Below are 17,957 nucleotides of genomic sequence, written 5' to 3'. Positions count from 1 at the left end.
CACTAGTCATATTCGTCATCCTGCTTCTGCTGCTGGGCGCCATGCCCGCGCTGAAGCGCATCGGTCTCGGGCGTCTTCCCGGAGACCTCAACTTCACGCTTCTCGGCAGAAGGATCGAGCTTCCCTTCATGAGCACGATCCTGCTCGCCGTGCTCGCGCTCATTCTCGGGAAGCTTCTCTTCTAGTCCGTCCAGACGGACGCGACCGCCGCCTCGCGGGCGGCGAGAACGCGCGCTGGGATCTCGCGGGGGTTCGCCGTGGCCTTCGCGATGGCGCCGGCATCCACACTGATCCAGGCTTCGAGCGCTCTCTCGAGCTTCACCGTCGGGGCCGCCCCCGGGGCGGGCAGGATCGCGTGTTCTCTTGCGAAAAGAATCTCCCGCATGCGGTCGGTGCGCCTCAGCGCATCCGCACGGCGAAAGAGCAGAGAGACCTCCTCGGGCGTGCCGACGGAGGCGATCGCGTCAACCGCGCCGCCGAGGATCGAGGCGAGTCCCTGGGCGTCCGCGCTCGCTCGCATGCGCGCGAGAAAGCCCTTCGCGGCAGCGCCGTCGGGGAGGGCGCAGGCAAGGAGCGCGAGCCTCATCGAGGTGGAGCAGCCCGCGCGGCAGGCGCGGTGGATGCGGGCGCGCACAGGGGCCGAAAGGCGCACGTCATGGAAGAGCCGCTCCCAGAGGCCGCAGGCCTCGAGAACGTCAAGCATCCGGCAGGGAACGGGGGTGGCGAGACCCTTCACGAACTCGGCGAGCACGCGCTCGGCGACGAGGGCGTCGGCCTCGCCGGCCTCCACCATCGAGCGCATCAGCGCCATCGTCTCCGGGGCCACGGAGAAGCCCGGGAAGCGGGCGGCGAAGCGCGCGGTGCGCAGGATGCGGACGGGATCCTCGGCGAAGGCCTCGCTCACATGGCGCAGGATGCCGCGCTCAAGGTCGCGCACGCCGCCCCAGGGATCCGTGAGGTTTCCCTCGCGGTCCATCGCGATCGCGTTGATCGTGAGGTCGCGCCGGCGCAGATCCTCCTCGAGCGTCACGTCGGGCGCGGCATGAAAGACAAAGCCGTGGTATCCCGGCGCGGTCTTGCGCTCGGTGCGCGCGAGCGCGTACTCCTCGTGCGTCCTCGGGTGCAGGAAGACGGGGAAGTCCCCGCCCACGGGCTGGTAGCCGCGGGCGAGCATCGCCTCGGGCGTCTCGCCCACGACGACCCAGTCACGGTCGCCCGGGGTGACGGGCGTGCCGCGTTTCGAGAGAAGCGTGTCGCGGACATAGCCGCCGACGGAGTAGATCTGCATGGGAAAAAGTCAGGGGAAAGGGGAGGGTGCTCAGGGCAGATCCATGGCCTTCCCGGTGGCCGGCCCGACCTTGCCGAGGAATTCCGTGAAGCTGCGGATCGGCTTCTCGCCGAACCAGGAATAGGTGTGCATGTTCGAGAGGACGTTCTTCACGTACTCGCGGGTCTCGAAGTACGGAATGGTCTCGATGAAGACCGGAGCGTCCATCGCCTTGCCGTTCAACGCCTCGCGCCAGATGCGGGCGCGCTTCGGGCCGGCGTTGTAGGCGGCGGTGGCCAGAATGTAGCTTCCCTCGGCGTCCTCGGCGAGCATGTGGAGGTACGCCGTGCCGAGCACGAGGTTCATCTCGAGTTCGGTGAGGCTGCTGTGGCGGTAGTTCTTGATGCCGAGTTTCTTCGCCGTCCACTTGGCCGTGGCCGGCATGATCTGCATCAGGCCCCTCGCGCCCACGGCCGAGCTCACCGCCGGGATGAAGCGCGATTCCTGCCGGATGAGGCCGTAGACCCAGGAGGAGGGCAGGGACTGCGCCTCGCTCGCGCGCTCGATGAGCGTGAGGTGCGGGCGCGGATAGCGCTGCTCGATCACGACGAGGTCCGTGCCGCTGCGGTCGCTCGTGTTGATCATGCGGTGGATGAGGTGCTCCTGGCGGGCGTATGCCGCGAGCGCGATGCGCCCCTGCGGGGTGATGCCGCGCATGGCCCAGTTCCATTCACGGTGGCCGTCGGAGAACATCTTGAGCCGGTAGAAGGCCTTGGCGCGCTCGATGGAGGGGTTCTTCCCCCAGGCGAGAATCTCGGCGCGGGCAGGCATCTCCTTCGGGGGCTTCGCAAAGGCGCAGGGGCGCCCGAGGCGCTCCGCGGAGAGCTTGCCGTAGAAACTGATGCGGTCGGCGAGCTTCGCGTACTCGGCGCGGGCGGCCTTCCTGAGGCCCCGGGCCTCGAGCGCACGGCCCCGCCAGTAGATCCAGGTTTCCTCCGAGCGCACGGAGGAGGGGAGCATGTCAATGAGACGGCTCACCGCCGCCCACTCTCCCTCGCGCATCGCCGCGCGTGCCCGCCAGGCGATGAGCTGCTCGACGTTGGAGACCGCCAGGGGTTGCTCCTTGAGCGCGTTTTCGTTTGCATGCCGGAAGTATTCCCAGGCCTTCGGATCCAGCCGGGAGACGGCCGTGTAGCCGATGCGCGTCCAGACGAGCGAGCGCCAGAAGCTCGAGGCCCTGGGATCGACCGCAGCCGTGGCGAGCTTCGCGGCCATCTCTGGGTTGGTGCGCGAGAGGCGGAGCGCCGCGAAGACGGCGAGACGGGCCTTCAGCTTCTTCGGGTTCTTCTGGCGTCGGAACCAGTTCTCGGGGCGGTCGAGAATGCGGCCGAGCTCCGCGCGGGATGCGGGGAGGTCCGAGAGGGAGACGGACTCAAGCGCCCGCTTCGTCTCCCGGTTCGCGCCCTTCTGCAGGAGCAGGATCACGCGCGTCCAGCGCCAGCTCGGGTCGGCCCGGCCGATCGCGTCGCCGAGCATCTGGAAGGCGTTTCTCGAGACGGGTCCCGCGTCGCGGTAGAGCGTCTTCGCCGCGAGGAGTGCCTTCGCGATGCCGCGCTTTTGCTCAACGGCGTATTCCAGGTCGTGATAGTGCTTCCAGGCGGCGAGCTCCGGCTCGTCCCTGTTCCAGACGAGGCGGTTGTAGAGCGCGTCGTAGCGGGCCTTGGAGACGTGTTCGCCCGCGAGTTTCAGGTACTCCATCACCGCGTTCTCGGCGATGTACTCGCCCTTGTGGCGTGCGAGGAAGGCGTCGAGGCGCTTTCCCAGGGCAAGGTCCTCGGGCGTCTTCTTCACGTCGAGCAGAATGTCCCAGAGCTCGGCGTAGCCCTCGAGCGGATGGCCGGCGAGCTGCGGCAGGATCTTCCGGAAGTCCTTGGCACGGCCCTGAGAGTAAAAGCGTCTCGCGTCCTGGAAGAGCAGGTCCTGAGGCCCCGGCTCGGGGCCTGCGGAAAGCTCATCGAGCGGGTCGTCCACGGGCTTCGCGATGAGCGAGGCCACGACGTCGCCGGCGGCATTGGCCGCCTCGGTTTCCGACGATTTTGCCGGTTCCTTGAACGCTTCGTCGACGGGCTTGATCACCTCCTCGGGCGTGATGCCGACGGTGGAGTGCTCCTCCCAGACTGTCTCGGAGTCCTCACGGTCGCGCAGTGACTGCAGGCGCTCCTCCACCGGAACGGTGACGGAGCGCGGCGTGGTCTGTGCGGCCTTCTCGGCCGCCTCCGCCTCGAGCGCCTCGGCCACCGCCGGCGTGAGGGGCCCGGGCATGTCGTATGCGGGGTCCGCTGCGAGGGAGGGTGCCGTGACTGCTAGGAGCACGAGCGTGATCGGGGTGAGTCTGGGATGCTTGGACATGACCGGGGAGAAGCGTCGGAAGGCCGGGATGATGTGAGGGAATTGGCCCGGGCTTCTTGAGGCGGCCCGTGTCCGAGTGTCAATATAGCGGAGAGCCGCGCCGGAATTTCCGCCACTTTCGACGTATTCCTTTTCAGGCGCGGGATATTTTTTGTTTCAAAGGAGTTCAGCCGTGGTGCTGGCCGAGGAAAAGCGCCGGGTGCGCAGAGAGATGGGGGCGCTCCGCCGCGAGGCGGGGCTCACGCGCGAGGGGGCGCTGCTCGAGGTGCTCGCCCGTCGCCTTGAGGCTGACGCGGACATTCGCGTGCTCGGCATCTATCAGCCGATCAGAAGCGAGCCCGATGCGGGAGCGGTCTTCGCGAAGTGGTGCGGGGCCTCGCCCGCGCGCTCGCTTGCGCTCCCCTGGTGCCTCAACCGCGACGCGTCCGAGATGGAGTACCGCCTCTGGCTGCCGGGCGAGGCGCTTCGGCCCGACGCGGCGGGGATTCCCGCCCCGGCGGGCGCGCAGGTGGTTCCGGACGCGCTCGTCATTCCCTGCCTCGGCTGGTCGCGCACGAGAAAGCGCCTCGGCTACGGCGGCGGGTACTTTGACCGCTACATCGCCCGGCTCGCCGCCTCGGGGAGCAGGCCCCGGCTGATCGGCGTCGCCTACCGCATCTGCGAGGTCGAGGAATCCCTCTTCGAGGCGCACGACCTGCCGCTCGACGAGATCGTCACCGACGAGGGCGTCTTTTAAAAACGAAAACCCCGGGACTTCAGAAATCCCGGGGTTTTCGGTCACTGACAGGAAGGGGCGCGGCGCTCCCTCAGGTCAGGCATCAGTAGCGGTAGTTCTCCGACTTGTACGGACCTTCCTTCTTCACGCCGATGTAGGCGGCCTGCTCGTCGGTGAGCTCGGAGAGCTCGGCGTTGAGGCTCGTGAGCTGCAGACGGGCGACCTTCTCGTCGAGGTGCTTCGGGAGGATGTAGACACCCACCGGGTACTTGTCGTGGTGGCAGAAGAGCTCGATCTGGGCGAGCGTCTGGTTCGCGAACGACGAGCTCATCACGTAGGACGGATGGCCGGTGGCGCAGCCGAGGTTCACGAGGCGGCCCTCGGCGAGCAGGATGATGCGGTTGCCCGACGGGAGGGTGATGTGATCAACCTGCGGCTTGATGTTGTCCCACTTGTACTGGCGCATCGAGGCGACGTCGATCTCGCTGTCGAAGTGGCCGATGTTGCAGACGATCGCCTCGTTCTTCATGGCGATCATGTGCTCGTGCGTGATGACGCGGACGTTGCCGGTGGCGGTCACGAAGATGTCGGCCTTGTCCTTGGCCCAGTCCATCGTGACGACGCGGTAGCCCTCCATGGCGGCCTGCAGCGCGCAGATCGGATCGATCTCAACGACCCAGACCTGGGCGGAGAGGGCGCGCAGAGCCTGGGCGCAGCCCTTGCCCACGTCGCCGTAGCCCACGACGACGGCGACCTTGCCGGCGACCATCACGTCGGTGGCGCGCTTGATGCCGTCGACGAGCGACTCGCGGCAGCCGTAGAGGTTGTCGAACTTCGACTTCGTCACGGAGTCATTGACGTTGATGGCGGGGATGCGCAGCTCGCCGCGCTCGTGCATCTGATAGAGACGGTGCACGCCCGTGGTGGTCTCCTCGGAGACGCCGAGGATCTTCTCGAGGCGCTTGGAGTACCAGTGCGGATCGGCCTTGAGGTGCTCGGCGATCGCGGCGAAGAGGGCGGTCTCCTCCTCGCTCGTCGGGTGGGCGATGACGGAGGGATCCTTCTCGGCGCGCGAGCCGAGGTGAAGGAGCAGCGTGGCGTCGCCGCCGTCGTCGAGGATCATGTTGGAGAAGCCGCCGTCAGGCCACTCGAAGATGCGGTGCGTGTAGTTCCAGTACTCCTCGACGGACTCGCCCTTGCGCGCGAAGACGCTCACGCCGTCCTTGACGATCGCGGCGGCGGCATGGTCCTGGGTCGAGAAGATGTTGCAGCTCGCCCAGCGGACCTCGGCGCCGAGCGCCGTGAGGGTCTCGATCAAGACGGCGGTCTGGATCGTCATGTGCAGCGACCCCGAGATGCGGGCGCCCTTCAGGGGCTGGCTCGCGGCGTACTCGCGGCGGATGGCCATGAGGCCGGGCATCTCAACCTCGGCGATCTGAATTTCCTTGCGGCCCCAGTCGGCGAGACCGAGGTCGGCGATGATGTAGCTGTCAGTAGCTTGCATTTCGAATGCGTTCCGTTTCGGTGAAAGAAGCGAGCGCCGTTTGAAGAAAAGTCAGACTGACCCCGAGCCTCGCGGATCCGGGCGGGAAGCCCGGAGGCCGTCGCAGCGCTCCTCGGGGTGCGCGTCGAAGGTGTGGCGGTGAGGGCGCCCGGGAGGACCCCCTCAAAACACGAAAGGCGGCATTATACGCCGCCTTTCTGTCTGATTATTCAGAAAAAATCAGAATTGCCGGAGGAGCGATTCTCAGGCCTCCTCGTCCTCGCGGAAGCTCTCGAGCGCGGCGACGACCGCCTCGCGCGAGACGCCTTCGCAGAGCGTCACGGGGGCGTCGGCCAGAGCCGTCTCGCCCTCGTTCTTGAGGCGCCCGACCCAGACGCCGGCGTCACGGCCGGACTCGAAGGCGGTGGAGAGGAAGAGCTCCTCGCCATCGGCGCTGATGAGCTTGAAGTAGAACTTGCCGTCCTTCTCGCGGTACTGCTTGAAGGTGGCGCGGGCCTTCTTCTGTGCCTTCTTCTCGGCCTTGACCGCGCCGGAGAGCTCCGTGAAGCTCCTCAGGCCGCAGGCGTGGCGCAGGCGGTCCATGAAGGGGCCGGAGATCGCGCGGGCCTTGCGGGCGCCCTGCTGCATGATCTCCTCGACCTCGGCCGGGTGGGCCATGAGGTTCTCGTAGCGGGCGCGCATCGGGCCGATCTCGGCGTCGATCTTCTCGGCGAGGCGCTTCTTCGCCTCGCCCCAGCCGAGGCCGTCGCGCAGCTCGGCGCGGAAGGCGGCCTGTTCCTCGGGCGTCGCGAAGGCGTCGTAGATCACCGTGAGCGAGGTGCTGTCCGGATCCTTCGGCTCGCCGGGCTGCTTGCTGTCGGTGACGATGCGGGCGATGGCGGCGTCGAGCGCGGCGCGGCCGCCCTCGAAGAGCGGGATGACGTTGTTGTAGCTCTTGCTCATCTTGCGGCCGTCGAGGCCCGGGAGCACCTCGATGGCGCTGCCGCCGGTGGCCTGCGGCATCACGAAGAAGGGCTCGTCGGCGGGCGCGTAGAGATTGTTGAAGCGGGCGGCGGCGTCGCGGGCCATCTCGAGGTGCTGGAGCTGGTCATGGCCGACCGGGACCTCGTGGGCGTTGAACATCAGGATGTCCGCGGCCATCAGCACGGGGTAGGAGAAGAGGCCCATCGAGACGTCGGCGTCCGGGTCGCGGCCAGCGGCCGTGGCGGCGTCGACGGCGGCCTTGTAGGCGTGGGCGCGGTTAAGGAGCCCCTTCGACATCACGCAGTCGAACATCCAGCAGAGCAGCGGAATCTCCGGGATGTCGCTCTGGCGGTAGAAGGTGACGTGGTCCGGATCAAGGCCCGCGGCAAGCCAGGTCGCGGCGATCTGCATGCGGCTTCTCTCGATGCGGGCGGGATCCTGGCACTTGATGAGGGCGTGCAGGTCCGCGAGGAAGAAGAAGCTGTCAACGTCGGGTTTGCGGCTGTCCTGGATCGCCGGGCGGATGGCGCCGACGTAGTTGCCGATGTGCAGGGTGCCGGTCGTGTTGATGCCGGTGAGAACGCGCTTTCTGGTCATGTCTTGAGCGGAAATGAGGGGGAAACTGGTGCAGGGCTGCGCTCGGGCGGAGTGCCCGCGGCAGGCGCAGAAATCAATCATAGAGAATCCGTCCGGGCGGTGCGCGGGGCACGGGACCGGGTGGCCTCATAAATGAAAGCGGGCGGCGGTTTCTGCTTAGAGAAACTTCGCCGCCCGTGAGGCGTGAAGGCTTCAGTCAGATCTCAGAGGATCAGAGACCGGCCTCGGCGCGCAGGATCTCGGCCTTGTCGGTCTTCTCCCACGTGAATTCAGGCTCCTCGCGGCCGAAGTGGCCGTAGGCGGCGGTCTTCGAGAAGATCGGACGGCGCAGGTCGAGCATCTGGATGATGCCGCGCGGACGCAGGTCGAAGTTGCGGCGCACGAGCTCGGCGATCTTCTCGTCGGGGATGCGGCCGGTGCCGTTGGTGATGACGGTCACGTTCATCGGCTCGGCGACGCCGATCGCGTAGGCGACCTGCACGAGGCAGTTCGTGGCGAGACCGGCGGCGACGATGTTCTTCGCGACGTAGCGGCAGGCGTAGGCGGCCGAGCGGTCAACCTTCGTGGCGTCCTTGCCCGAGAAGGCGCCGCCGCCGTGCGGGCAGTAGCCGCCGTAGGTGTCGACGATGATCTTGCGGCCCGTGAGACCGCAGTCGCCCTGCGGACCGCCCACGACGAAGCGGCCGGTCGGGTTGATGAGGAACTTCGTGTCCTTGAGCCACTCGGCGGGGATGACCGGGCGGACGATGCTCTCGATGATCGCCTCGGTGAACTCGGGCTTCATCTTGTCGCCGTCGGACATCTCCGGCGCGTGCTGCGAGGAGATGACGATCGTGTCGATGCCGACGGGCTTGCCGTCACGGTAGCGCATCGTCACCTGGCTCTTGGCGTCCGGGCGCAGGAAGGGCAGGGTGCCGTTCTTGCGGACCTTGCTCTGCTGCTCCATCAGACGGTGGGCGTAGTAGATCGGGGCCGGCATGAGGGTCGGCGTCTCGGTGCAGGCGTAGCCGAACATCAGGCCCTGGTCGCCGGCGCCGAGGTTGAGCTCGTCGTCCATGGCGTGGTCGACGCCCTGGGCGATGTCGGAGGACTGCTTGTCATAGCCCACGAGCACGGAGCAGCCGCGGTGGTCAATGCCGTATTCGGTGTTGTCGTAACCGATTTTCTTGAGCACGCTGCGCGTCAGACCGATGTAGTCGACGTTCGAGGCGGTGGTGATCTCGCCGGCGAGCACCACGAGGCCCGTGGTGCAGAGCGTCTCGGCGGCGACGCGGCTCATCGGGTCGCCCGCGAGGCACGCGTCAAGGACGGCGTCCGAGATCTGGTCGGCGACCTTGTCCGGATGCCCTTCGCTCACTGATTCGGAAGTAAAAAGATATTCGCTGGCCATGGCCAATTAACACTCCAGATGATTGGGAGGGAGAAGCGCTCTGCGCATTGGTCTTGGCTCCAAGCGGGAGACGCTTTAGCGGTATTTCTTGTCTTTCGCCCCGCAAGTTGTCCTGTTAACTCGGCGAACGCGCGCAATCATACCCCAGTCGCCATTAACGGATGCTGATGAAAACCAAAGTAGGAGAGGGCGGGGGCGACGGAATCGGAGTGAGCGTTCACTCTCCGCGCCGGAGAGCTCGGTGTTCCGGTAAGTATGCGGCCGCATTAAAATTAACCAATTTGCTCCTGCTCACTTATATACGCAGGCCCCGCGCTCAAACGGAGACAGTCCCCGCATGCAATGGCTAATCGCGCTCGTCGCCAAGCTCCCGCTCGGTTTCCTGCAGTTCTTCGGCGCCGTCGTCGGAGAAATCACCTTCTGGGTTTCGCCGGGCTACCGCAGACGCACGCGTGAGAATCTCAGAGCCGCCGGATACACCGACGACAAGCACCTTTTCCCCCGCGTCGGCCGCAACGCCGGCCGTCAGGCGATGGAAAGCGCCTGGGTCTGGTACCGCCCCGTCGACACGGTCATGAAGCATGTGCATGTCGCCCCCGGCGTCGAGGAGATGATCGGCGAGGCGATGAGAAGCAAGCAGCCGATCGTCTTCATGACCCCGCACGTGGGGTGCTTCGAGGTGCTGCCCGTGTGGCTCGCCGCGACCTTCTTCGAGGAGACCGGCCGCAACATCACGATTCTCTTCCGCCCGCCGAGGAAGAGGATCCTGCAGAACCTCGTGAAGGAAGCGCGTCAGGCGCCGGGCATCGAGGCGGTCCCGACCAATGTCACGGGCGTGAAGCACGTCATCCGCAACCTGCGCAAGGGCCACACGTTCGGGGCGCTCCCCGACCAGGTCCCGAGCAACGGTGACGGCGTCTGGGCGAACTTCTTCGGGCGCCCCGCCTGGACGATGACGCTCCCCAATCGCGTCGCGAAGCAGTTCGACGCGGTGCGCATCTTCGCCTGGGGCATCCGCTCGGGCGACGGCTGGCGGCTCGAGGCCGAGCGCTGGGACGAGCCCCTGACCGGCGACCCCGCGGCCGACGCCCGCGCCATGAACCGCAAGATCGAGGAGATCATCCGCAGGATGCCCGAGCAGTACGCGTGGAGCTACAACCGCTACAAGAGACCCGCGGGCACGCCGCCCCCGGAGTCCATCACCGCTGAAGGAAGTGCACCCTGATGTCCTTTAATGAAGCAATGTCGCGCTGCTGGGTGAAGATCGTCGAGAGCTTCCACTGGCTGCCGATGCCGGCCCGCAGGGCGCTCGCCGGCGCCGCCGGCGCGATTTTCTGGCACGCCGTACCCAAGCGCCGTCATGTGATCCTCACGAATCTGCGCCTGTGCTTCCCCGAGAAGACCGAGGAGGAGCGCGTGGTGCTCGCCCGCAAGGTCTACCGGCGCCTCGCGCGCGCGGCGATCGACCACGGCACGCTCTGGAAGGGGTCCGCGGAGGAACTGCAGCGCTTCGTCACGTTCACGGGCCTCGAGCACCTTCTCAACGAGGAGAACCGTCCGGTCATCGTCGTCTCCCCGCATTTCTGCGGCCTCGACGCCGCGGGCATCGCGCTCAACACCTATGTGCGCGGCGTGTCGCTCTATCAGACCCAGAGCAACAAGGTCTGGGACGAGGCGCTCCTCAGGGGGCGCCTGCGCTTCAGCAATCCCGTCCTCGTCGCCAAGACCGGCAACGATGATCTGAGGACCGTGATGAAGTCGATGCGCGAGGGACTTCCGTTTTACTATCTGCCCGACATGGACCACGGGCGCCGCAACTCGATCTTCGTGCCGTTCTTCGGCATCAGCGCGGCGACGATCCCGATGGTGTCGAGGCTCGCGCGCGTCACGCGCGCCAAGGTCATGTGGTGCATCGCCACGATGACCCACGACGGCTACAGCGTGGAGCTCTCGGCTCCGCTCGAGAACTTCCCGACGAAGGATCCGGAGGCCGACACGCGCCGGATCAACGAGGAGCTCGAGGCCTACATCCGCCGCCATCCCGACCAGTACCTCTGGGTGCACCGACGCTTCAAGACCCGCCCGGAGGGCGAGCCGTCCGTGTACTGATCCCATCCCGGCCTTTTCCCAAGAAGACCAATGACCGCTATTCATTTCACCAAAATGCAGGGCGCGGGCAACGACTTCGTCGTGCTTGACGCCATCGACGAGCCCGTGCGGATCTCGACGCCCCTCGTGCGCTTCCTCGCCGACCGGCGCTTCGGCATCGGCGCCGACCAGCTGCTGCTGATCGAGCCCGCTCAGAAAGAGGGCGAGCCGCTTCGCTACCGCATCTTCAACAGCGACGGCGACGAGGTCGAGCAGTGCGGCAACGGCGCGCGCTGCGTCGGCCGCTTCGCGCTCGCGCGCGGGTACGCCGAAGGCAACGCCATCCCGTTCGTCACGATGAAGGGCCGCATCTGCGTGCGCGCCGAGGCCGACGGCCGCATGGTGGCCGACATGGGCCAGCCGCGCTTCGCCTGCGAAGAGATTCCCTTCAACCCCGAGGGGCTCGCCTCCCGCACGGAAGGCCGCATCACGCTCTACACGCTCCCGTGCCCCGCCGCCGGCTGCGACGTGGAGTTCTCCGTGGCGAGCATGGGCAATCCCCATGCGACGGTCTTCGTGGAGAACGTCGACACGACGCCCATTGAAGTGATCGGGCCCTTCCTGCAGCAGTCGGCCTGCTTCCCCGAGAGCGTCAACGTGGGCTTCGTCGAGCGCCTCTCCGCCACCCACGCGCGCATCCGCGTCTGGGAGCGCGGTCCGGGCGAGACGCTCGCCTGCGGCACGGGAACGAGCGCCGCGATGGCCGCCGGCGTCATGCGCGGCCTCTTTGAGAATCGTGTTGAATTCGACGCGCGCGGCGGAGACCTCGCCTGCGCCTGGGCCGGTCCGGGCTCCTCGCTCGATCTGATCGGTCCCGCCGAAGTGGTGTTCACCGGGACGATTGAGGTTCCCGACGAACTCCTCGGCTGAAAGTTACTGAATCCCCGAACAAGAGACAAAAATGGCAGACCTTATTCTGAAGAAGGCGAAGGAGAAGTCCCTTCTTCGTCGTCACCCCTGGATCTATGACACGGCCGTGCAGCGCGTCACCGGCGACCCGAAGCCGGGCGACACCGTGCGCGTGCTCTCCGACAAGGGGCGTTTCCTCGCCTGGGCGGCCTGGTCGCCCGCCTCGACCCTGCGCGCGCGCTGCTGGTCCTGGAACGAGGAGGAGACGATCGACGACGCCTGGTTCGAGCGCAAGGTCCGCGAGGCGGTCGCCGCCCGCGAGCCGCTCCGCGCGAGGACGAGCGCGATCCGTCTGATCTTCGGCGAGGCCGACGGCATCCCGGGCCTCATCGTCGACCAGTACGGCGACTGGCTCGTCACGCAGTTCCAGTCCGCGGGCGCCGAGTCGCGCCGCGAGCTGATCGGCCGGCTTCTGATGGAGGCCACCGGCGCGAAGGGCGTCTTCGACCGCTCCGACGCGGCCACGCGCCGCCGCGAAGGGCTCGAGATCCGCATGGAGACGCTCGCGGGCGAGGAGCCCCCGGCCGTGATCGAGGTCGAGGAGGACGGCGTGCGCTACGGCGTCGACGTCCGCGTCGGCCACAAGACCGGTTTCTACATCGACCAGCGCGAGAGCCGTCTCGCGGCCCAGCAGGCCGCGGCCGAGTTCCGCCGCATCCACGGCCGCGGCATGCGCGCGCTCAACTGCTTCTGCTACACGGGCGGCTTCTCGCTCGCGCTCCTCAAAGGGGGCGCCGAGGAGGTCGTCTCCGTCGACTCCTCCGAGGAGGCCCTCGCGATGGCCCGCGCCAACGCCGAGCGCAACGGCTTCGAGGGGAGGGCCGCGTGGCTCTGCGACGATGTGTTCGCGGCGCTGCGCCGCATGCGCGACGAGGGCGAGCACTTTGACCTCGTCATCCTCGACCCGCCCAAGTTCGCCTCGAGTCACTATCATGTTGACCGCGCCGCACGCGCCTACAAGGACATCAACCTCAACGGTCTGAAGCTCCTTGAGCCGGGCGGGGAACTCTTCACGTTCTCCTGCTCGGGCGCGGTTGACGTGGATCTCTTCCAGAAGATCGTCGCGGGCGCCGTCATCGACTCGCACATGAACGTCTGGGCGACCGGCCGCTTCGGCGCCGGCGCCGACCATCCGCTTCTGATGACCTGCCCCGAGGGCGAGTATCTGAAGGGCATGCGGCTCACGGTCCGTCCGTAAGGGACGGACGGCATTCTTTCGAGAGGCATTGAAACAAAGATGTTGGTTGAAGAACCTCAGGAACCGGAAATCCCGGTCACCATCCTCACGGGCTTTCTCGGGGCGGGCAAGACCACGCTCCTCAACAGGATCCTCAAGGAGAATCACCAGTACCGGATCGCGATCATCGAGAACGAGTTCGGGCCGGAGAACATCGACAACGACCTGATCATCACGGAGAACCGCGAGCAGATCGTCTCGATGAACAACGGGTGCGTGTGCTGCACGATCCGCGGCGACCTCTCCCGCGTGCTCACCGAGCTCCGCCACAAGCGCGAGAAGGGCGACATCGACTACGACTACGTCGTGATCGAGACCTCGGGCGTCGCCAACCCCGGCCCCGTCGCGCAGACCTTCTTCATGGACGACGCCGTCGCACCCTTCTTCCGCCTTGACGGCGTGGTCACGGTGGTGGACGCGAAGCACGGCGGCGAGGCTCTGGACACCGAGGACAACGCCCGCGACCAGGTGGGCTTCGCCGACCGCATCCTCGTCTCGAAGTGCGACCTCGTCGACGAGAAGACCCTCGAGGCGTTCGAGGCGCGTCTGCGCAGCATGAACGCCCGCGCCCCGATCCGCCGCGTGAACATGGGCGACTGCCCGGTCGACGTGGTGCTCAACATCGCCGGCTTCAACATGAATGACGTGCTCGATGTGGATCCGAAGTTCTTCAACGACGATCACCACCTGCACCATCACAACGACGACATCCACACCTTCGTCTTCGAGTCCGAGCGTCCGTTCGACCTGCAGAAGTTCGAGCGCTACATCTCCTCGCTCACGAGCGTCTACGGCCAGGACATGCTCCGCTACAAAGGTCTCGTCTACTTCCAGGGCGTTGACCGCCGCGTCGTGTTCCAGGGCGTGCACATGCTCGCCGTCTCAGACGTGCTCGGCCCCTGGGGCGACCGCAAGCCCGCCTCGAAGCTCGTCTTCATCGGCCGAAACCTCCCCGAGGAGGCGATCCGCAAGGGTCTCGAAGTTTGTCTCGCAGACTGAGAAATCCTTGAAATCCCTGCGGCTCTAGGCCGGAGGGGTTGGATACGAAATCTCCGCTCCGCACACTAGTGGCGGAGCGGTTTGTTTTTCGGTATAAAGCACACCTACTAAAGAGAACCGGCACGTGCCCGACCAATGCTCCCGCCCGAGGGGCAGGACGGCGGGGAAGGGAATCCTCAGAGAGTTCCCGGCGGAGCCGGAGGCCAACGCTTTCAAATGGAATGGGAAAGATGGTTGCCAAGAAAGGACTGACCGCAGAAGAAATCCTCAAGATGTCCGAGGATGACTATATGAACGATCAGCAGCTCGCGTTCTTCCGCAGCCGCCTCAAGGCGATGGAGAGCGAACTGCGCGCCAACGCCGACCAGACGACGGTCAATCTTCGTGAGACCACGATCGTGCCGGATCCGGCCGACCGCGCCACGATCGAGGAGGAGCACGCCCTTGAGCTGCGCACGCGCGACCGCGAGCGCAAGCTGCTCAAGAAGGTGCAGGCCGCCATCAAGCGCATCGACGACGGCGAGTACGGCTACTGCGAGGAGACCGGTGATCCGATCGGTGTCGCCCGCCTGATGGCCCGCCCGACCGCGACGCTCTCGCTTGAGGCCCAGCAGCGCCGCGAGCTCAAGCAGAAGATGTACGGAGACTGATCAATGCCTTCGCGACGCCCGGAGTTTCTCGGACGCCGCGGGAGCGCTGACACGTGCATGGAAACGGCACGACGAGGTTCCCCCGGGGACGCGTCCGTGCCGTTTTTGCGCTTTTCGGCCCGGCCCCGGCTCTGGCTCTTCGACCTCGATGACACGCTCATCGCCTCCTCGAGGGGACTTCTCGACGAGGTCCACGACCTCATGAACGAGTTCCTCATGCACCGCATGGGGATGACGGAGGCCGAGGCCAATCACTGGCGCTCCTGGTACTGGGAGCACTACGGCTCGACCTTCATCGGCCTCTGGCGCTGCCACGGCGTGGATCCCCGGGTGTTCCTGCCCGCGGTCCACGACTTTGACTACACGCCCTACTTGAACGGCCTGCACTCGCCCCGCAGGCTCCTCGAGAAGTTCCCCGGCAAACGGGCCGTCGTGACGAACGGCCCCCGCGTCTACGCGGAGAAGCTCCTCACGGCGCTCGGGCTCGACGGGTTCTTCGACGCCGTGGTGACGAGCACCGACATGCGGCTCTTCGGCGACTGGCGCCCGAAACCGAGCGTCTCGATGCTCCGGGCGATCTGCGCGGATCTCGGCAGCCGCCCCGGCGACGCGGTTCTGATCGATGACAGCCTGATGAACCTGCGCGCCGCGAAGCGCGCCGGCATGCGCACGGTCTGGTGCACGGGGCTGAGGCGCCGTCACGCGGGCCTCAGGACCCGCACGGGCGCGCCGATGCCGACGCTCGCGGCCGACATGATCGTGCGCGACATCACTGAACTCCTGCGGCGAATCTGAGAAGATATGGGTTTCCGCCCGGCCGGCGGCTGTTGAGGAACAGCCGGGCAGGGCGGTGAGGAAGGAGAAAAACATGCGATTTCTGCGCTGGGTCGGACTTGCGCTGGACTTCATCCGGCGTCTGACGCTCAACGTGATCTTCTACGGCGTGATCATCGCCGTCGCGGCCGTCTGGTTCTTCACCCGGCCTGAGACGCCGGTGGTCGAGCCGCGCACGGTGCTCGTGCTAGACCTCGCCGGATCGGTCGTCGAGAGCGACCCGATGGAGGGCCTCGCCCTCGAGGCGAGGATGCTGATGAGGCGCGGCACGGGCGTGACGCGCTTGACGGACGTGACCGATGCGCTCGAGCGCGCCTCGAAGGACCCGGACATCGCGGGCGTGGAGATCGTCGTTGACGACCTCTCGAAGATCGGGCTCGCCTCCGCGCGCACGATCGGCCGCTCGATCGACCGCTTCCGCGAGGCCACGGGCCGCCCGATCTACGTCTGGGCCGACAGCTTCACGCAGGGTCAGTACGCGGCCGCGGCCCACGCCGACGAGATCTCGCTCCATCCGATGGGGTCGGTCATGCTGCGCGGCCTCTCGGGCGCGGGCTTCTACTGGGGCGGCCTGCTCGACCGCCTCGGCATCGGCGTCTCGGTCTACAAGGCGGGCGCCTACAAGAGTGCCCCGGAGGTCTTCACGAACCGCTCGCCCTCGGCCGAGAACATCGAGGCGCAGCGCACCTGGCTCTCCGCCTCCTGGAAGGGACTCTCGGGCGACATCGAGAAGGCCCGCGGCCTGATGCCGGGCTCGGTTGACCGCTACCTTGACCAGCTTCCCGAGCGTCTCGCCCAGGGCACGGATCCCGCGGAGTACCTGAAGGAGAGCGGCCTCGTCACCGACCTCCTCACCGTCGAGGCCTACGAGCAGAAGCTCGCGAAGCGCTTCGCCGAGGGCGGGAAGGTCGAGAACCTGAAGCGAATCCATTTCATCGACTACCTCAACGCGCGCCATGAGCCGCAGCGTCCGGGCGACGGCGTCGCCGTCGTGCTCGCCGAGGGCGCGATCGCCCCGATGGAGGAGGCCGGCATCGACCCCTCCGAGCTCTGCGACCGCCTTGAGGCCGCCGCCGACGAACCCGGCACGAAGGCGATCGTGCTGCGCATCTCGAGCCCGGGCGGCGACGCGCTCTCCGCGGAGGCGATCCGCGAGACGCTCGCCAGCATCCGCGCGCGCGGCATCCATGTCGTCGCGAGCATGGGCGACACGGCCGCCTCGGGCGGCTACTGGGTGAGCCTCGCCGCCGAGCGCATCGTCGCCGATCCGCTCACGCTCACGGGCTCGATCGGCGTCTTCAGCATCGTGCCCGACGCCGAGAAGGCCCTCGACGAATGGGACATCGGCCGCGGCGGCTACAGGACCAATGAGCTCGCCGACTTCGGCGCGCCGCTCCACCGTCCGAACGCCGCCGAGAGCGCCATCCTGCGCGCGGGCGTCGAGCGCATCTACGACCGCTTCAAGGCGCTCGCCGCGCAGAGCCGCGGCAGGACCGTCGAGGAGATTGAACGCGTGGCCCAGGGCCGCGTCTGGACGGGTGAGCAGGCGCAGAAGCTCGGGCTCGTCGACATGTTGGGCGACCTCTCGGACGCCGTGCGCGTCGCCCGCCAGCTTGCGGGACTTCCCGAGAACGCCCCGGTGACGCTCTGGGATCAGGAGGCCGGAGGCCTCTCCGCCGTGCTCGCGCGCTTCTCCGTGAAGGCTGCCGCGCAGTTCACGGACGCGGGGCTGCCCCTCTCGCTCGTGCGTGAGATGATCGGCGTTTCGGCCGAGGAGGCGCTCGGCACGGCGCGCGCGCTCATCACGTCGCGCCGCCCGCTCGCCTGGGCGGAGGTGCCTGACGGCATCTGAGGTTCTTCCTCTTCAGCCATAGACAAGGAGCGCCCCGCCGCGGATCACCGTGACGGGGCGCTTCTCCTTGGGAGAGGGGAAAGGTTACTTCTTGCCGAGGATGTGGTTCACGGCCATGCGGCCGGAGTTGATCGCGAAGGCCGAGGCGCCGCCCTCGCACACGGCGAAGTCGTAGGAGTCGCCGTACACGCCGCCCGCGTCATGACCGATGGCGTAGAGGCCCGGGATGACGTGGTTGTTCTTGTCGACGACCTCGAGGTCGGAGGTCACGCGAACGCCGTTGAGGCTCGTCGGCGTGTCGAGCTTGCCGCGGACGATGTAGAACGGGCCCTTGCTCACTTCACGCAGGTAGTACGGATCCTTGCCGAACTGGTCGTCGCGGCCCTGGCGCGCGAACTTCGTCATCTGCTCGCAGGTGGCCTTGAGCGCCTGAGTTTGGGAACTTGAAGCCGATCTAACAAGGGCTGGCACCGCGCCAGCCCT

General features: G+C 66.9%; 16 protein-coding genes and 1 riboswitch. Of the genes, 10 read left to right on the top strand and 6 right to left on the bottom strand.

Annotated features, from left to right (window positions below; all coding sequences use genetic code 11):
- Positions 1-185, top strand: a 185-nt coding sequence (locus Q4F91_RS09005; protein ID WP_303336888.1) for a DUF2905 family protein, incomplete at its 5' end; no start/stop codon positions are given.
- On the opposite strand, the gene Q4F91_RS09000 is transcribed toward Q4F91_RS09005, so the two are convergent.
- The gene (locus Q4F91_RS09000) at positions 182-1,288 is read right to left on the bottom strand and encodes a CCA-adding protein (RefSeq protein ID WP_303336886.1); all 1,107 of its coding nucleotides are present in this window, start codon (positions 1,286-1,288) and stop codon (positions 182-184) included. The two genes, Q4F91_RS09005 and Q4F91_RS09000, sit on opposite strands and share 4 nt — an antisense overlap.
- Positions 1,289-1,318: 30 nt before the next feature.
- On the bottom strand, positions 1,319-3,676 hold the full coding sequence (locus Q4F91_RS08995) for a lytic transglycosylase domain-containing protein (protein WP_303336883.1): 2,358 nt from the start codon (positions 3,674-3,676) through the stop codon (positions 1,319-1,321).
- A gap of 172 nt (positions 3,677-3,848) precedes the next feature.
- Between Q4F91_RS08995 and Q4F91_RS08990 the strand changes: the two genes are divergently transcribed.
- The gene (locus Q4F91_RS08990; protein ID WP_303336880.1) at positions 3,849-4,412 is read left to right on the top strand and encodes a 5-formyltetrahydrofolate cyclo-ligase; all 564 of its coding nucleotides are present in this window, start codon (positions 3,849-3,851) and stop codon (positions 4,410-4,412) included.
- A gap of 82 nt (positions 4,413-4,494) precedes the next feature.
- Here Q4F91_RS08990 and ahcY read toward each other — a convergent pair whose 3' ends face one another.
- From ahcY to metK, 3 genes are all read right to left on the bottom strand, one after another.
- On the bottom strand, positions 4,495-5,895 hold the full coding sequence (ahcY, locus tag Q4F91_RS08985) for an adenosylhomocysteinase (protein ID WP_303336877.1): 1,401 nt from the start codon (positions 5,893-5,895) through the stop codon (positions 4,495-4,497).
- Between the two features lie 24 nt (positions 5,896-5,919).
- Positions 5,920-6,015, bottom strand: a riboswitch (S-adenosyl-L-homocysteine riboswitch).
- Between the two features lie 123 nt (positions 6,016-6,138).
- Positions 6,139-7,455: a tryptophan--tRNA ligase gene (locus tag Q4F91_RS08980; protein WP_303336875.1), complete on the bottom strand. Its 1,317-nt coding sequence runs from the start codon at positions 7,453-7,455 to the stop codon at positions 6,139-6,141.
- Positions 7,456-7,666: 211 nt separating this feature from the next.
- A complete protein-coding gene (gene metK / locus Q4F91_RS08975; RefSeq protein ID WP_303336872.1) occupies positions 7,667-8,845 on the bottom strand; it encodes a methionine adenosyltransferase in 1,179 nt (392 codons plus the stop codon).
- A gap of 337 nt (positions 8,846-9,182) precedes the next feature.
- Between metK and Q4F91_RS08970 the strand changes: the two genes are divergently transcribed.
- From Q4F91_RS08970 to sppA, 8 genes are all read left to right on the top strand, one after another.
- Entirely contained in the window at positions 9,183-10,070 is an 888-nt protein-coding gene (locus Q4F91_RS08970; RefSeq protein WP_303336870.1) for a lysophospholipid acyltransferase family protein, read from the top strand.
- On the top strand, positions 10,070-10,954 hold the full coding sequence (locus Q4F91_RS08965; protein ID WP_303336867.1) for a lysophospholipid acyltransferase family protein: 885 nt from the start codon (positions 10,070-10,072) through the stop codon (positions 10,952-10,954). Before Q4F91_RS08970 ends, Q4F91_RS08965 begins: the two co-directional genes overlap by 1 nt.
- Positions 10,955-10,984: 30 nt before the next feature.
- Entirely contained in the window at positions 10,985-11,863 is an 879-nt protein-coding gene (gene dapF, locus Q4F91_RS08960; RefSeq protein ID WP_303336864.1) for a diaminopimelate epimerase, read from the top strand.
- Between the two features lie 31 nt (positions 11,864-11,894).
- Entirely contained in the window at positions 11,895-13,100 is a 1,206-nt protein-coding gene (locus Q4F91_RS08955) for a class I SAM-dependent rRNA methyltransferase (RefSeq protein WP_303336861.1), read from the top strand.
- Between the two features lie 39 nt (positions 13,101-13,139).
- Positions 13,140-14,138 (top strand): GTP-binding protein, encoded by a 999-nt coding sequence (locus Q4F91_RS08950; protein ID WP_303336858.1) that lies wholly within the window; start codon positions 13,140-13,142, stop codon positions 14,136-14,138.
- 230 nt (positions 14,139-14,368) lie between these two features.
- Positions 14,369-14,788 carry an RNA polymerase-binding protein DksA gene (gene dksA, locus Q4F91_RS08945; protein WP_303336856.1) on the top strand — a complete coding sequence of 140 codons (420 nt, stop codon included), beginning with the start codon at positions 14,369-14,371 and terminating at the stop codon, positions 14,786-14,788.
- A 3-nt stretch (positions 14,789-14,791) separates the two neighbouring features.
- Positions 14,792-15,583: an HAD-IA family hydrolase gene (locus Q4F91_RS08940; RefSeq protein WP_303336853.1), complete on the top strand. Its 792-nt coding sequence runs from the start codon at positions 14,792-14,794 to the stop codon at positions 15,581-15,583.
- 73 nt (positions 15,584-15,656) lie between these two features.
- Entirely contained in the window at positions 15,657-17,474 is a 1,818-nt protein-coding gene (sppA, locus tag Q4F91_RS08935) for a signal peptide peptidase SppA (protein ID WP_303336852.1), read from the top strand.
- 84 nt (positions 17,475-17,558) lie between these two features.
- Here sppA and Q4F91_RS08930 read toward each other — a convergent pair.
- On the bottom strand, positions 17,559-17,957 hold a 399-nt coding region (locus tag Q4F91_RS08930; RefSeq protein WP_303336849.1), incomplete at its 5' end, for an FAD-binding protein.

Source organism: Sutterella sp. (genome assembly GCF_030539355.1).
Taxonomy (GTDB): domain Bacteria; phylum Pseudomonadota; class Gammaproteobacteria; order Burkholderiales; family Burkholderiaceae_F; genus Sutterella.
Note: the sequence above shows the minus strand (reverse complement) of the source record. Positions and strands in the feature narration are given on the sequence as shown.

Bases quoted from the DNA above. Each gene is read 5' to 3' on its own strand.
- Q4F91_RS08995 (WP_303336883.1), bottom strand. From the start codon at position 3,676: ATGTCCAAGCATCCCAGACTCACCCCGATCACGCTCGTGCTCCTAGCA.
- metK (WP_303336872.1), bottom strand. From the start codon at position 8,845: ATGGCCAGCGAATATCTTTTTACTTCCGAATCAGTGAGCGAAGGGCAT.
- Q4F91_RS08955 (WP_303336861.1), top strand. From the start codon at position 11,895: ATGGCAGACCTTATTCTGAAGAAGGCGAAGGAGAAGTCCCTTCTTCGT.
- Q4F91_RS09000 (WP_303336886.1), bottom strand. From the start codon at position 1,288: ATGCAGATCTACTCCGTCGGCGGCTATGTCCGCGACACGCTTCTCTCG.
- Q4F91_RS08950 (WP_303336858.1), top strand. From the start codon at position 13,140: ATGTTGGTTGAAGAACCTCAGGAACCGGAAATCCCGGTCACCATCCTC.
- dksA (WP_303336856.1), top strand. From the start codon at position 14,369: ATGGTTGCCAAGAAAGGACTGACCGCAGAAGAAATCCTCAAGATGTCC.
- Q4F91_RS08980 (WP_303336875.1), bottom strand. From the start codon at position 7,455: ATGACCAGAAAGCGCGTTCTCACCGGCATCAACACGACCGGCACCCTG.
- Q4F91_RS08940 (WP_303336853.1), top strand. From the start codon at position 14,792: ATGCCTTCGCGACGCCCGGAGTTTCTCGGACGCCGCGGGAGCGCTGAC.
- Q4F91_RS08965 (WP_303336867.1), top strand. From the start codon at position 10,070: ATGTCCTTTAATGAAGCAATGTCGCGCTGCTGGGTGAAGATCGTCGAG.
- Q4F91_RS08970 (WP_303336870.1), top strand. From the start codon at position 9,183: ATGCAATGGCTAATCGCGCTCGTCGCCAAGCTCCCGCTCGGTTTCCTG.
- dapF (WP_303336864.1), top strand. From the start codon at position 10,985: ATGACCGCTATTCATTTCACCAAAATGCAGGGCGCGGGCAACGACTTC.
- sppA (WP_303336852.1), top strand. From the start codon at position 15,657: ATGCGATTTCTGCGCTGGGTCGGACTTGCGCTGGACTTCATCCGGCGT.
- ahcY (WP_303336877.1), bottom strand. From the start codon at position 5,895: ATGCAAGCTACTGACAGCTACATCATCGCCGACCTCGGTCTCGCCGAC.